16 protein-coding genes are annotated in these 12,979 nt (G+C 68.4%); 13 read left to right on the top strand and 3 right to left on the bottom strand.

The window, feature by feature from the left end; translation table 11 throughout:
- Positions 1–10: 10 nt before the first annotated feature.
- The 4 genes from GBA63_RS02110 to GBA63_RS02095 are packed head-to-tail and all read left to right on the top strand — an operon-like array spanning position 11 to position 4,250.
- Complete coding sequence (locus tag GBA63_RS02110; RefSeq protein ID WP_166173029.1) at positions 11–1,060, top strand: Gfo/Idh/MocA family protein; 1,050 nt, start codon at positions 11–13, stop codon at positions 1,058–1,060.
- Positions 1,060–2,526, top strand: coding sequence for a glucuronate isomerase (uxaC, locus tag GBA63_RS02105; RefSeq protein WP_166173027.1), 1,467 nt, complete (start codon positions 1,060–1,062; stop codon positions 2,524–2,526). Before GBA63_RS02110 ends, uxaC begins: the two co-directional genes overlap by 1 nt.
- Positions 2,523–3,359 carry an SDR family oxidoreductase gene (locus tag GBA63_RS02100; protein ID WP_166173025.1) on the top strand — a complete coding sequence of 279 codons (837 nt, stop codon included), beginning with the start codon at positions 2,523–2,525 and terminating at the stop codon, positions 3,357–3,359. Before uxaC ends, GBA63_RS02100 begins: the two co-directional genes overlap by 4 nt.
- 57 nt (positions 3,360–3,416) lie before the next feature.
- Entirely contained in the window at positions 3,417–4,250 is an 834-nt protein-coding gene (locus GBA63_RS02095) for an NAD-dependent epimerase/dehydratase family protein (protein ID WP_166173023.1), read from the top strand.
- A gap of 32 nt (positions 4,251–4,282) precedes the next feature.
- On the opposite strand, the gene GBA63_RS02090 is transcribed toward GBA63_RS02095, so the two are convergent.
- Complete coding sequence (locus GBA63_RS02090) at positions 4,283–4,870, bottom strand: CGNR zinc finger domain-containing protein (protein ID WP_228282264.1); 588 nt, start codon at positions 4,868–4,870, stop codon at positions 4,283–4,285.
- Between the two features lie 104 nt (positions 4,871–4,974).
- Here GBA63_RS02090 and GBA63_RS02085 point away from each other — a divergent pair, with 104 nt between their 5' ends.
- The gene (locus tag GBA63_RS02085) at positions 4,975–5,808 is read left to right on the top strand and encodes an alpha/beta fold hydrolase (RefSeq protein WP_207957030.1); all 834 of its coding nucleotides are present in this window, start codon (positions 4,975–4,977) and stop codon (positions 5,806–5,808) included.
- A gap of 2 nt (positions 5,809–5,810) precedes the next feature.
- The gene (locus GBA63_RS02080) at positions 5,811–6,986 is read left to right on the top strand and encodes an MFS transporter (protein ID WP_166173017.1); all 1,176 of its coding nucleotides are present in this window, start codon (positions 5,811–5,813) and stop codon (positions 6,984–6,986) included.
- A 35-nt stretch (positions 6,987–7,021) separates the two neighbouring features.
- Here the strand turns inward: GBA63_RS02080 and GBA63_RS02075 are convergent, their stop codons facing one another.
- Complete coding sequence (locus GBA63_RS02075; protein ID WP_166173015.1) at positions 7,022–8,299, bottom strand: putative sensor domain DACNV-containing protein; 1,278 nt, start codon at positions 8,297–8,299, stop codon at positions 7,022–7,024.
- A 159-nt stretch (positions 8,300–8,458) separates the two neighbouring features.
- Positions 8,459–8,722, bottom strand: a complete 264-nt coding sequence (locus GBA63_RS02070; protein WP_207957029.1) for an ArsR/SmtB family transcription factor — start codon at positions 8,720–8,722, stop codon at positions 8,459–8,461.
- 163 nt (positions 8,723–8,885) lie between these two features.
- Here GBA63_RS02070 and trxA point away from each other — a divergent pair, with 163 nt between their 5' ends.
- From trxA to GBA63_RS23055, 7 genes are read left to right on the top strand one after another with little or no spacing between them, the layout of a single operon-like run.
- A complete protein-coding gene (gene trxA, locus GBA63_RS02065) occupies positions 8,886–9,224 on the top strand; it encodes a thioredoxin (protein ID WP_166173011.1) in 339 nt (112 codons plus the stop codon).
- Entirely contained in the window at positions 9,221–9,343 is a 123-nt protein-coding gene (locus GBA63_RS23875; RefSeq protein WP_266096289.1) for a hypothetical protein, read from the top strand. The genes trxA and GBA63_RS23875 overlap by 4 nt, the downstream gene beginning before the upstream one ends.
- Positions 9,340–9,963 carry an NADPH-dependent F420 reductase gene (locus GBA63_RS02060; protein ID WP_166173009.1) on the top strand — a complete coding sequence of 208 codons (624 nt, stop codon included), beginning with the start codon at positions 9,340–9,342 and terminating at the stop codon, positions 9,961–9,963. The genes GBA63_RS23875 and GBA63_RS02060 overlap by 4 nt, the downstream gene beginning before the upstream one ends.
- Before the next feature lie 9 nt (positions 9,964–9,972).
- Positions 9,973–10,506: a nitroreductase family protein gene (locus GBA63_RS02055; protein ID WP_166173007.1), complete on the top strand. Its 534-nt coding sequence runs from the start codon at positions 9,973–9,975 to the stop codon at positions 10,504–10,506.
- Entirely contained in the window at positions 10,499–10,867 is a 369-nt protein-coding gene (locus tag GBA63_RS02050; protein WP_166173005.1) for a DUF2255 family protein, read from the top strand. Before GBA63_RS02055 ends, GBA63_RS02050 begins: the two co-directional genes overlap by 8 nt.
- Positions 10,868–11,842, top strand: a complete 975-nt coding sequence (locus GBA63_RS02045) for a DMT family transporter (RefSeq protein WP_166173003.1) — start codon at positions 10,868–10,870, stop codon at positions 11,840–11,842. It abuts the gene before it with no gap.
- Complete coding sequence (locus tag GBA63_RS23055; protein ID WP_207957028.1) at positions 11,839–12,948, top strand: thioredoxin domain-containing protein; 1,110 nt, start codon at positions 11,839–11,841, stop codon at positions 12,946–12,948. The genes GBA63_RS02045 and GBA63_RS23055 overlap by 4 nt, the downstream gene beginning before the upstream one ends.
- The last annotated feature ends 31 nt before the right edge of the window (positions 12,949–12,979 follow it).

The raw sequence follows: 12,979 nt of genomic DNA, 5'->3' as shown, positions 1-12,979 counted from the left end.
GAGGAGAAGCGTGGCGGAGTTTGGGGTAGGCATCGTCGGGGCGGGGACCATAGGGGCGGTACACGCCAGGGCAATAGGCGAGATAGAGGAGGCCCGCCTGGTGGCGGTCGCCGAGCCGCGGGAGGAGGCGGGGCGGACGCTCGCCGGGGAGAACGGGGCCGGGTGGCACGCCGACGCGGGGGCCCTGCTCGGCAGAGACGACGTGGACGTGGTGGTGCTGTGTACGCCTTCCGGGATGCACCCCGATGCCGCCGTGGCCGCGGCCGAAGCGGGAAAGCACGTCATCACGGAGAAGCCCATGGCGGTAACGCTCGAAGGGTTGGACCGCATGATCTGGGCCACCCGCGAGGCCGGGGTGACGCTGTCGGTGATCTTCCAGTACCGCTTCAACCGCGAGGCCCTGCGCCTGAAACGGGCCCTCGACGCGGGGCTCTTCGGGCGTCCCGTCCTTGGCAACGCCCTCGTGCACTGGCATCGCAACCAGGCGTACTACGACGAGAAGGGCGGCTGGCGGGGCACGTGGGACCTCGACGGCGGCGGGGCCCTGATGAACCAGAGCGTCCACGCCGTCGACCTCCTGCAGTGGCTCCTCGGTCCCGTGGAGAGCCTCTGCGCCTACGCCGACACGCTCACCCACGACATAGAGACCGAGGACGTAGCATCTGCGGCCCTGCGCTTCACGAGCGGGGCGCTGGGCGCGATCCAGGGCACCACCTCGACCCACGCGGATTACCCGCTGAAGGTGGAGATCCGGGGCACAGAAGGGGGCGCCACTTTCGAGAGGTCCCGGCTGACCGACTGGCGTCCTGCCCGCGAGGAGGAGGTCCTCTCCGCCGGGGAGCTGGCCGCCTTCCCCGACGCGCCGGAAGAACCCTTCGGGGCCGCCCACGAGCGGCAACTGCGCGCGATCTTCTCGGCGCTGCGCGAAGGCACGGAGCCGCCCATACCAGGCGAAGAGGCCCGCAAGGCCGTCGAGATCATACTCGGCATCTACCGCGCCGCCAGCGAAGGGGAACGGGTCTCCCTCGACCCCGCGCTCGACGCCAGGAAGGAAGCATAGTGGGCGCCGCGCGCGAGACCGCAGGTCCGGTCCACGCCCCCTCACCCGACCGTCTCTTCGACCCGGAGCCGTCCCGGCGCTCCGCGGCCAGGGAACTCTACGCAGAGGTAAAAGACCTGCCGCTCGTCTGCCCGCACGGCCATGTCCCGCCGGCACTCCTCTCCGACCCCGACGCGACTTTAGGCACCCCGGCCGACCTCTTCATCATCCCCGACCACTACGTCTACCGCATGCTCTACAGCCGCGGCGTCCCGATGGAGGGGCTCGGCGTGCCGACCAGGGACGGGACGCCGGTAGAGACGGACCACCGACGTGTCTGGCAGCGCTTCTGCGAGAACTTCCACCTCTTCCGCGCCACCCCCACGGGCCTCTGGCTCCGCGACGAACTCGCGAACGTCTTCGGCATGACAGAGAAACCCTCGGCCGGGAACGCCCGGAGGCTATACGACGAACTGGAAGAGAAGCTTTCCAGGCCCGAGTTCTCCCCGCGCGCCCTCTTCCGGCGCTTCGGGGTCGAGACGCTCTGCACGACCGACGCCGCGGGCGACGCCCTGGAGCACCACCGCTCCCTGCGCGAAGAGGGCTGGGGCGATACCGTGCGCCCGACCTTCCGCCCCGACGGCGTCACGGACCTCGCCCACCCGGACTGGATGGACAACATCGAGAGGCTCTCCGAGACCTCGGGCGTGGGAGTAACTGACTACGGCTCGTTCGCGCGGGCGTTGGAGGACCGAAGGGCTTTCTTCAAAGAGATGGGGGCGCTCGCCACGGACCACAGCGCCCTCTACCCGCTCGTGAGGCGTCTTCCCAAAAACGAGGCGGAGGAGATCTTCGCGCGGGCCCTGCGCGGCGAGGCCACGGAAGAAGACGCCGGGAGCTTCACGGCGCACATGCTCCACGAGATGGCGCGCATGAGCACCGAGGACGGGCTCGTGATGCAGATGCACATCGGCAGCTTTCGCGACCACGACGAGGACGTCCACCAACGCTTCGGGCCCGACTCGGGCGCGGACATCCCCGTCAGGGCGGACTGGACGCGGGGCCTCGGGGAGTTGCTCAACGACTTCGGCTCCAACCCGCGCTTCCGGCTGGTCGTCTTCACCCTCGACGAGGGCGCCTACGCGCGGGAGCTGGCGCCCCTGGCCGGGCACTACCCGGCGATGCTGCTTGGGGCGCCGTGGTGGTTCTACGACAGCCCGCTCGGGATGCGCCGTTACCTCGACGCCGTGATCGAGACGGCCGGCCTACAGAACACCGCGGGCTTCAACGACGACACCCGAGCCTTCGCCTCCATCCCTTCCCGCCACGACGTCTGGCGCCGCGTGACGTGCGACTGGCTGGCCGAAAAACTCATCACCGGCGTCATAGACGAGGAGGACGCCGGGGAGATGGCCCACGACTTCGCCTACGGCCTCGCCAGGCGCGCCTACAACCTCGAAGGGGAGCCAGTGAGGAGCACCCGATGACGGAGGCGTTCCTTGGCGGGCTTTTCGACCTCTCCGGCAGGGTGGCGGCCGTCACCGGCGCCACGGGTACTTTAGGCGGCGAGATGGCCCGCGGCCTCGCCCGCGCCGGCGCGAAGGTCGGCGTGCTGGGACGGCGCGAGGAACGGGCCGCCAGGGTCGTCGCGGAGATAGAGGCGGCGGGCGGGGAGGCGATGGCGCTGCCCGCCGACGTCCTCGACCGCGGGCAGTTGGAGGCGGCCCGCGACGCGCTCGTCGGGCGCTGGGGCGGGCCGGACATCCTCGTGAACGCCGCCGGCGGCAACGTTCCCGAGGCCACGGTCTCCGGCGGCATGGAGGTTTTCGATCTGCCCGAGGAGGCTTTGCGACGCGTCTTTGACCTCAACCTGATCGGGACCGTGCTGCCGGTCCAGGTCTTCGGCGAGGCGATGGCGCAGGGTACCGACCCCGGAGGCTCCATCGTCAACGTCTCCTCGATGGCGGCGCAGAGACCCCTCACCAACGTCGTCGGCTACTCGGCGGCCAAGGCGGCGGTCGAGAGCTTTACCCGCTGGACGGCGGTGGAGCTGGCGCGCAAGTACGGCGCCGGCCTGCGGGTCAACGCCCTGGCCCCAGGCTTCTTCCTCGGGGAACAGAACCGGGCGATGCTCGTCGACGAGAGCGGCGGCCTCACCGAAAGGGGACGGCAGATCGTGGACCACACGCCGGCCGGACGATTCGGGGAGCCGGACGAGTTGGTGGGGGCCCTGATCTTCCTGTGCTCCCCGGCCGCCAGGTTCGTGACCGGCGTGGTCGTACCCGTTGACGGGGGCTTCGGCGCCTTCTCTGGGGTGTAGCGCCCGGAGCTCTTTGCGAGACGTGGATACGGTCCAAGACGAAGGAGAACGTAGAACGTGAAAAACGTCGTGGTAACGGGCGGGAGCGGCAAGGCGGGGCGGGCGGTGATCCGGGACCTCCTCCAGAACGGCTACGAGGTCCTAAACGTTGACCTGCTTCCCCCGAAAGAAGACCTCTGCCCCTCCCTCGAAGTGGACCTCACGGACCTCGGACAAACGTTCGAGGTTTTGACCGGCGCGGATGCGGTGGTCCACCTGGGCGCGATCCCGGCCCCCGGACGCCGCCCCGAGGGCGAGACGTTCCGCAATAACACCGTGAGCACCCACAACGTCTTCTCGGCCGCGGTCTCTCTCGGGCTCGAAAGGGTGGTCTGGGCCTCCAGCGAGACCACCCTGGGACTCCCGTTCGACCGCGAGAAGCCTTTTTACGCGCCCATAGACGAGGAACACCCACTCTACCCGGAGTCCAGCTACGCTCTCTCGAAGGTCCTCTCCGAAGAGATGGCCCGCCAGCTCAACCGGACGGGCGGCATCCCGTTCGTGGGCCTGCGGTTCTCGAACATCATGGAGCCCCACGACTACGCGAGGTTCCCCGGCTTCTGGGACGACCCGATGCTCCGCAAGTGGAACCTGTGGGGCTACGTGGACGCCCGCGACGTTGCCCAGAGCTGCCGCGTGGGCCTCGAGGCCGACGTCACCGGCGCGGAGGCGTTCATCATCGCGGCGGCCGATACGGTAATGAACCGGCCCAACGCGGAGTTGATGGCCGAGGTCTTCCCCGGCGTTCCCCTGAAAGACGGAACCGGAAACTTCGACACGCTCCTCTCGATAGACAAGGCCCGAGACTTGCTCGGGTACGCCCCGGATCACTCGTGGCGTAACCACCTGTAAAGCCAACGCCGATAGTAGGATCTCCGTATCGGCTAGGAGGACCTGCGCTGCCGGTAGGCACGCATCTTGGCCCTGGAACCGCACACATCCATCGTGCACCAGCTGCCCGAGCGGTTCCTGGAGCCGTCGTAGAAGGCCCACAAACAGTCCTCGTTGCGACAGACCTTGAGCCGCCGCCAGGTTCCCTCCGACGACGCGCGCACCGCCGCGACGAGCAGACGGGCCGTCACCCCGCCAGCCGCGGTACCCGAGCCCGCCGGCAACAGGTCGGGCTTGCCTTCCTCGTCGAAGCGTAGACACAGGAGCGCGTCTTCCGCCAACTCGTTCAGGATCTCGACGCTTCTCTCCGCGCTCCCCCCGTTGTGGGCCAGGAGCAGTTCCCGCAACCCCTCCCGAAGTACCAACAGCCGGGCCAGTTCCTCTTTTTCTAACGGGACGCCCTTATCCAATAGATCCCGCTCGGACAGCCAGGCGGCCGCCTCCCGAGTACCCTCCAACAAGTCGTAGTCGTGCATAACGTTCCTTGTGTTTACGAAACCCTGTACCAGCGCCAACGGTCCCGGCGCAGGCTTCAACCTCAGGCCATCGAGGTCCCGACCTTCTTGACGTTTTCTCTCCATACCGAGATTTTACCTTCTAAAACTATTGACCGGTATTAGTTACTACCATAAAGTATTTGACAGTAACTAATACGGAATCGGGAGGAACGGTAGTGGAGGGTGGCTTGAGGCTTGAGAATCGGGTACGGACGGATGTCGGCGAGGTGGCCTACGGGGTCTTCGGGGAGGGCTCGCCGGTGGTCCTGGTGCACGGGACTCCGAGCCGTTCGCACATCTGGCGGGGCGTGGTTTCGCGGTTGGCGGAGCGTCACGCGGTCTACGTTTACGACCTGCCGGGCTTCGGGAAGTCCGAGAGGCACGAGGGTCAGGACATCTCCATAGCCGCGCAGGGAAGGGTGCTGGCCGGGCTCGTCGAGCGGTGGGGTTTGAAGGAGCCGGCGGTAGCGGGGCACGACATAGGTGGTGGGATCGTTTTGCGGGCCCACCTTCTCGAAGGAACTTCTTTCAGGAAGATCTCGCTCCTCGACGCGGTGGTCCTGACGCCGTGGGGAACGCCTGCGCTGAGACACGTCAGGGAGCATCTGGGCGCCTACCGGACGATGCCGACAGAAGTCTTCGAAGCATACGTCGCCGCCCGCCTGGAAGGGACCACGAGCCGTAAGATGGACAGGGAAGTATCAGAGGCCTACCTTTCGCAGTGGCGCGGGCCGGAGGGTCAGGCGGCGTACCTGAGAAAGGACGAGGCGCTCATAGAGCGGGACACCGCGGAAGTCGAGCGGCTGTTGGGAGATGTTCGGGCGCCCGTGCTGGTGGTGTGGGGCGGGGAGGACGCGTGGCTCCATCCTTCGCAGGCCGAGGCCCTGGTAAGGAAGATACCCGGTGCCGAACTGCGGTTCGTCGCTGGTGCAGGGCACTTCGTGATGGAGGACGCGCCCGGGAGGGTGGCGGAGATCTTGGCAGGGTTCTTCGCGGAGATCCCGCCCGGCGCGAACCCGTAGCGGTGGGCGCATCGAGGCGGTTGGGCTTCGCCGGGTTCGTCGCCACGGCTGTAACCTTCGGTCCGGCCCGCAACGGTTACGGTCTATTCCTGCCGGAGATACGAGAAGAGTTCGGGCTGTCCACGCAGATGCTCGGGTTCATAGCGAGTGGGCTCTACGTGGGTTATCTGGCTGCGTTGCTCGCCGTTGGTCTGCTCGCCGCCAGGAACGGCCCGCGTCTGCCGGTGACGATCGGGCTCCTCTCGGCCGGCGTGGGGATGGCCCTGGTGGCGTTCTCCCATAGCGTGACGGTTCTGGCTGCGGGCGTCGTCATCGCCGGAACTGCTGCGGGCTGGTCATGGGCACCGTACAACGACACCGTGGGACGGACGGTGCCGGCCGCTTCGGGGGACAGGGTACTCTCGGTCATAAGCACGGGCACGACGTTGGGAGTTGCGGTCGCCGGGCTGGCCGCTCTGGCGGCGACGACCCACGGGCTCCCGTGGCGCACCGCCTGGTTCGGTTTCGCCGCGGGCGCCCTGGCCGCCGCGGTGTCCAACGCCGCGCTCCTTCCGCGGGGCACCGGGTTCCCGGGAAACGGGCGGGCGGTGGATCGGCCGGGATTGCGGTGGTTTTGGCGCCCGGCGTCCGCGCCGCTGTTTGTCGTGGCGTTCTGCTTCGGGGTGGTCAACGCGGTGTACTGGTCCTTCGCCGTGGACGCGGTCTCCGGCGCGACCGGCCCCCCTGCGGTAACGGGACCGCTACTCTATGCGACCCTCGGGACCTCGGGGTTCGCCGGACTTCTCACCGGGGACACGGTGGCCCGTTTCGGGCTGCGGCGTACGCTCTGCGTGACGCTCGTCTGCGTAGGCATCGCGGCCGGGCTTCTCGGCCTGGCGCCGGCTCTGCTTCCGGCCGTGATGGCCTCGGCGGTTCTCTTTGGGGCCGGCACGATGTTCATGAGCGCGCTGCTGTCTTTGTGGAGTTCGGCCGCATTTCGCGAGCGGCCTTCGTCCGGCTTCAGCGCCGCCCTGCTCTTTTTCGGAGGCGGGGGCGTCGTCGGCCCCGCCCTCGTGGGCGCGACGGTGGGAGAATCCGGCCTCAGGCCTGCCTTTGCCTTTATGGCCGCGCTCTCCGTCGCTACGGCGTTCATCCGTCCCAAACGGCGAGTACGTGGACCAGAACCCCGCGAGTATTGATCTCCGAGCGTAGGGGGCGGTTCCCGAACCGCCCCCTACGCCTGATCCCAGCACGTCACCGCGCCGTCTTTATCCCTGACGAAGCGGGCGTCGCCGTCCTGGGAGATCACGACCAGCAGGACGTCCGGGAGAGACCCCGCCAGGCGGTAGGCGGAGCGGTGCCGGGTGCCGACCCCTTGCGTGCCTTCCTCTATGGTGCTCTCGCCTTCGAGGTCGAGGGCGTTTCGGACGGTCTGGACGGGCTCCAGTTCGCCGGATATCTCACCCCCGAAGCCCAGGAGCTCGAAGCGGCGGGTCATCACGACGGCGCCGTCGACGGCGGCGAGGCCCGCGACGAGGTGGGCGAACTCGAAGATCGCCTCGTCGAGCTCGGCCAGCTCGCGGTCCTCGCTCCAGACGTACTCCTCCCACCCGACCGCCCTCGGGTAGGCCGCCTCCTCGCCCCTGCCGTGGGACTGGGCCAGGCGGTTCATTATGCGCACGATCAGGGTCCGAAAACGCCGCCTGGGCTCGCCGTCCACGAACGCGTGTTTGAGGGAGACGCGTCTGCCCGCGAGCACCTCATCGGCCCTCTCCGGCGGGACTATGATAATGGTGCCCCCGTGGCGCGCGTCGCGCACGGTCGAGACGAGCCTGCGGAACATCTGCTGGGCCACCTTGCGCGAGAGGTCGTGGTCGAGCGGCGCCCACGGCTCCTCGACGGAGGCGGCCTCCCGACGCGCCTCTTCGTGGAGCTCCACGAGCTCGGCCCGCACGGGCGCGAACATTTCGGGGAGCCACCAGCTGGCGAAGACGTCGGTGTACGAGTCGCCGAGCCGGCCGGCCTCCAGCTCCGCGATGGAGACGGAGCCTTTCCTCACCTGCAGACGCCCGGGGCCCTCTACCTCGACGACCGGCACGGGCGGCAGCGGCGCCGAAGGCTCCCGCCCGCCCTGCACGCCCCTGAGCCAGCGCGGCCCGGAGTGGACGACGCCCCAGACCTTCAGGTCCCCGTCGTCGTCGTGCGAGACCCCGATCAGGGACCGGTCGAAGTCGGCGGCCGGGGAGAGGCGCCTGAGCTCATGCTCGTCGAAGGGGCGGGGTTTGTCGAACTCAAGCCGGTGCAGCCCTTCTGGCGGGCCATCGCCCTCCGGAAACTCCTCGGGGGAGGCGAAGATCATGCGGAAGATCACGGGCCGCTCTTCTTCGCGCAAGAGGCTCGCCTGGTAACAGGTGGAAAGCAAAGCCTCCATCACGGACGCCTCCGGCAACGCCCCCTCCCCGCCGTCCGAGTCCCCCGTATCGTCCGGGTACCTTGCCCACCGCTCCCGCACGAAGGCCGCCAGGTCGCCCGGGTAGGCGTGCTCCCTCTCCGTCTTGTCGGACGGTTGTTCGGTCGTAAAGATCCAGCACCTCCGTCTGTCGTGCCGAAAGTGTCTCTCGCAACGTCAACGGCCCCGAAAGAGGCCGCCCGCGAACCGTAACACAAGCCCCTAGCGGCTGAGGGGCCCCAGGGCGTCCGCCAGCAGCTCCCGGTCCAGGGAACAATACCCGGTCTGCCCGCTTTTGCGGCGCGTGATGATGCCGGCCTCCCTGAGCGCCCGGGCGTGGTGGGAGTAGAGCGAGAGGCTTATACCCAAAGCCCCCGCAACCTCCTTGCCGCACAACTCCTCCCGCTCCCTGAGCAGTTCCACGATCCTCAACCGGTTCGGGTCCGAAAGCGCCGCGAAAACCTTCGCCCGACGCTCGAGATCCACCCCCCGCCTGCCTTGTCCCGCATTCTCCACCATGAAACCTATCTTACTTCTCACACCCGTCTCGGTCAAATAGTCAAACACACAAGCGATTGTTTGACTATCCGGGGAGTTGGGAGCATAATCTGCGGGTGTCGAGTTTGGCTAGAGAGTCAGGAGCGGTCGGATGTCCGAGGTGAGGCAGGTTGGAACGGCGGGTTGGGACGCTGAGGTTCTGGGGTCTGAGAAGCCGGTGCTGGTGGACCTGTGGGCCGCGTGGTGCGGTCCCTGCCGCAAGGTGGGTCCCATAGTCGATGAGATCTCCACGGAGAGGGCCGACAGCTTGAGCGTCTTCAAGCTCAACGTGGACGAGAACCCGGATGTGGCGATGCGCTACGGGGTGAACTCGATCCCGACGCTGCTAGTCTTCAGGGACGGCGAAGAGGTGGGGCGCGTCGTCGGCGCGTTGCCGAAGGCCCGCATAGAGGCCCAGCTCGACGAGGCGCTAGACGGGGCGCGGGCGTGACGCGGGCCGAGGCAAGACGCCTCTTTGGCCGCGAGACCGACGAGAACGGCCCGGATCCCACGGAAGACCCGGTCCTGTACCTCGAAGATCGGGAAGAGCCCGAGAAAAAAGAAAAGTGAACATCGGGGTCATAGGATCGGGCAACATCGGCGCCAACGCGGCGAAGCTGTTCGCGGCGGCCGGCCACAGGGTAGCCGTCAGCAACTCGCGCGGGCCAGAGACGTTGGGCGAGCTGGTCCGGGGGATCGGGCCAAACGCCCGCGCCGCCACCGTCGAGGAGGCGGCCGGGTTCGGGGACGTCGTGATGGAGGCCATCCCCTTCGGGCTCTACGAAAGCTTGCCGGCCGGAGGGCTCGCGGGCAAGATCTTCGTGACCGCGTCCAACTACTACCCCGGGCGCGACGGGGAGATAGACCACGATGGGCTGGCGTCCAGCGAATTGGTCCAGAGGCACCTCCCGGGGGCCCGCGTCGTAAAGGCCTTCAACACCATCTACTACGAGAGGCTGCGGGACAACGGCCGTCCCGACGCGCCGCTGGAGGACCGGGAAGTCGTCTTTGTGGCCGGGGACGACGGGGAGGCAAAGAGGGTAGTCTCCGGCCTGATCGAGGAGATAGGCTTCGCCCCCGTGGACACGGGCACGCTCGCCGGGAGCCGCAGACAGGAGCCGGGCTCCCCCATCTACAACGTCCCCATGGGGCCGGAGAAGGCCCGCGAGATGCTCGCCGAAATGGGTTAAGGTAGGGCGGTGACCGGGAGAGAAAAACCGGGTGACCACGCCTCCTTCCTGCGCTCGCTGCGGGCCGTGCGAGAGTTCAGAGACGAGCCCGTGCCGCGGGAGGTCGTGGACGACGTCCTGGAGGTCGCCCGCCTCTCGGGCAGCGCCTCGAACAGGCAACCCTGGGAGCTCGTCGTGGTCAGGGACCGGGCGGCGCTCGACGCCCTGGCCGGCGTGAGAGGTTACGCGGGCCACCTGAGGGACGCGCCGCTCGGGATAGTGCTCGTCATGGCCGGGGAGCGGGAAGAGCAGGAAGCCTACGACGAGGGACGGCTGTGCGAGAGGATCATGCTCGCCGCCTGGGCCCACGGCGTCGGCTCCGGCATCGGCTGGTTCGTCCGGGAGGGGAGGGCGGAAGCAAAGAGGCTCCTCGGCATCCCGGCAGGACGGACGGTGCGGACCGCGATCTCCCTCGGCTACCCGGACGAGGAGGCCCGTCGGGGGCGCGGGGCCCCGGCGCGCAAGCCGCTCTCGGAGATAGTCCACGAGGAGCGTTATGGATAAGTTCGACAGGGAGACGCTGGAGGTGCTCGACGAGGCCGAGGAGGTCCGCGTCGAGACCGGCGGGGGCGGATCTCCCGGCGCCGTGATCTGGGCCGTCGTCGTCGACGACACCGTCTTCGTGCGCTCCGTGCGCGGCGAGAAGGGCCGCTGGTACCGCGAGGCCTCGGCGAACCGGGAAGCGGCGCTCCGGGTGGACGACAGGCGGATTTTGGTGCGCGCCGTGCCCGAGACGGACGCGGCGACCATCGAGAAGGTCAGCGCAGCCTACCGAGATAAGTACGGGGCCTCGTACCCCGGCCCGACGGCGGCGATGTTGCGGGAAGAGGTCCTGCCGACCACGCTCAGGCTGCTCCCGGCGTAGATGCCCGCCCGGATCGCCCGCCACTGGCACGCGAATTATTCCGGCAGGGCAGGCGTCGGCGCAGGCGTGCTGCTGGTCGCCCTCGGGGCGGCGCTGTGGGGTACGGACGGGGTGCTGCGGGTGCCCCTGCTCGGGGAGATGTCGCCCGCGGCCATCGTGCTTGGGGAGCACCTGATCCTGCTGCTCTACTCCGTCCCGGCCGTGGCGCTCGGATGGGGCGCGCTTGGAAGGCTCGGCGTCAGGGGCTGGGGCGCCTTGCTGGTCATCGGGTGGGGCGGGTCGGCGCTGGCCACGCTGCTCTTTACGGCGGCGTTCGCGGCGGGAGATCCCACGGTCGCCATACTCCTGCAAAAGACGCAGCCGCTCTTCGCGATCGGGGCGGCTCACCTCGTCCTTGGGGAACGCCTGAAGCCCGCCTACTGGCCGCTCTTCGCCGCGGCCATCGTCGGGGCTTACCTGGTCTCCTTCGGAAACCTGAGCCCCTTCGCAGCGCTCGGCTCGGAGGCGGCGTCGGGGGCCTTGCTCGCGGTGGGGGCAGCGGCGCTGTGGGGTTCTTCGACGGCGCTCGGGAGGTTCGTCTTGCGGGACGTCCCCTTCCACGCCCTGACCGGCGCCCGGCTGTTGCTCGCCCTCGCGCCCCTGACGGTTATAGCGCTGGCCCAGGGGGCGTTCGGAGAGCTTGGCGCGGGCTTCGGGTCCCAGCCGGGGAGGCTGGTCCTGCTGGCCCTGATCCCGGGTCTTTTGGGCCTCCTGCTGTATTATCGTGGCCTCTCCTCGACGAGGGCCTCGCACGCGACGCTCGCGGAGCTCGCCTTCCCGGCGACCGCGGTCGCCCTGAACTGGGCGTTGCTGGGCGTGGGGATCAACGCAGGGCAGGTAGTCGGGTTCTTCCTGCTCTGGGCGGCCATCTACGCCCTCGGTAGGTCGGGAGACAAGACCCTGCAAGATACGGACCTCAGGACGGAGGAAAGATGACGGTGGCAGAGACGAAGGGTGGAGACCACGCAATAGGGCCGGCCGACGCGCCGGTGACGCTCGTCGAGTACGGGGACTACCAGTGCCCTTATTGCGCCAAAGCCAGGCCCGTCCTCGAAGACCTCGTCGAGAGGTCCGACGGGAAGGTGCGCCTCGTCTTCCGCCACTACCCGCTCGACTCCGTCCATCCACTCGCCAGGCGCGCGGCCGAGGCGGCAGAGGCGGCCGGAGCGCAGGGCGCCTTCTGGCCCATGCACGGCCTACTCTACGAGAACCAGGATGACCTGTCCGACGGGGACCTGCGCTCCTACGCGGTGAGGCTAAAGCTCGACCTCGCGCGCTTCGACGGGGACCTCGCGGAGCACCGCCACGCCGAACGGGTCCAGGAGAACCGCCTCGCGGGAGAACGTAGCGGCGTGCGCGGCACGCCGGGCGTCTTCCTCAACGGCGCTCCGTACAACGGCCCCCTGGAGTTCGAGGCTCTGCTCGAAGCGGTCGAGGGGGAGCTTGACCGCCCTGACGGAGGGGAGGACCGCGCGGTTCGGCGCGTCGGGCCGGGGAGCCTGTTGGACGGGTTGGACGACCCTATCGCCGAGATCTGCTCCGAGGAGAGGGGCGTCGACAACAGAACGCTCAAGAAGGTGGTCGAGCTCGCGGTCGAGATAGCGCGGGAGGGCCGGGAGGGGCGCAAGATCGGGACGTTGTTCACCGTCGGCGACCACGAGGAGGTCCTGGTCAGGTCCAGGCCCCTCATCCTCGACCCCCTCACCGGCCACCCGGACGACAAGAAACGCGTCAAGGACCCCGACATGCGCGAAACCATAAAGGAGCTCGCCCAGCTCGACGGCGCCTTCGTGGTCTCCGACGGTGGCGTCGTCGTCTCGGCGGCCCGCTACCTCGACGCGGCCTCGCGGAACCTGGACATCCCCCTCGGCCTCGGGAGCCGCCACATGGCGGCGGCCTCCATCTCGAGAAACACGGGAACAGTGGCCGTCGCCGTCTCCGAGAGCTCGACCGTCAGGGTGTTCGACGAAGGCGGCGTCGTCGCCGAGGTCGTGCCCGAGGTGTGGATGCTCCGCGGCTACGGGCCGTATCCCGGGCGTTAGAGCGGTTTGCGAGGCTATTAGCTGTCAGCCG

The sequence above is a fragment of the Rubrobacter tropicus genome, assembly GCF_011492945.1.
GTDB lineage: Bacteria > Actinomycetota > Rubrobacteria > Rubrobacterales > Rubrobacteraceae > Rubrobacter_D > Rubrobacter_D tropicus.
Note: the sequence above shows the minus strand (reverse complement) of the source record. Positions and strands in the feature narration are given on the sequence as shown.

Excerpts from the sequence above, each read along its gene's own strand:
- GBA63_RS02100 (WP_166173025.1), top strand. The coding sequence starts at position 2,523 with ATGACGGAGGCGTTCCTTGGCGGGCTTTTCGACCTCTCCGGCAGGGTG.
- GBA63_RS02090 (WP_228282264.1), bottom strand. The coding sequence starts at position 4,870 with ATGGAGAGAAAACGTCAAGAAGGTCGGGACCTCGATGGCCTGAGGTTG.
- trxA (WP_166173011.1), top strand. The coding sequence starts at position 8,886 with ATGTCCGAGGTGAGGCAGGTTGGAACGGCGGGTTGGGACGCTGAGGTT.
- GBA63_RS02050 (WP_166173005.1), top strand. The coding sequence starts at position 10,499 with ATGGATAAGTTCGACAGGGAGACGCTGGAGGTGCTCGACGAGGCCGAG.
- GBA63_RS02045 (WP_166173003.1), top strand. The coding sequence starts at position 10,868 with ATGCCCGCCCGGATCGCCCGCCACTGGCACGCGAATTATTCCGGCAGG.
- GBA63_RS23055 (WP_207957028.1), top strand. The coding sequence starts at position 11,839 with ATGACGGTGGCAGAGACGAAGGGTGGAGACCACGCAATAGGGCCGGCC.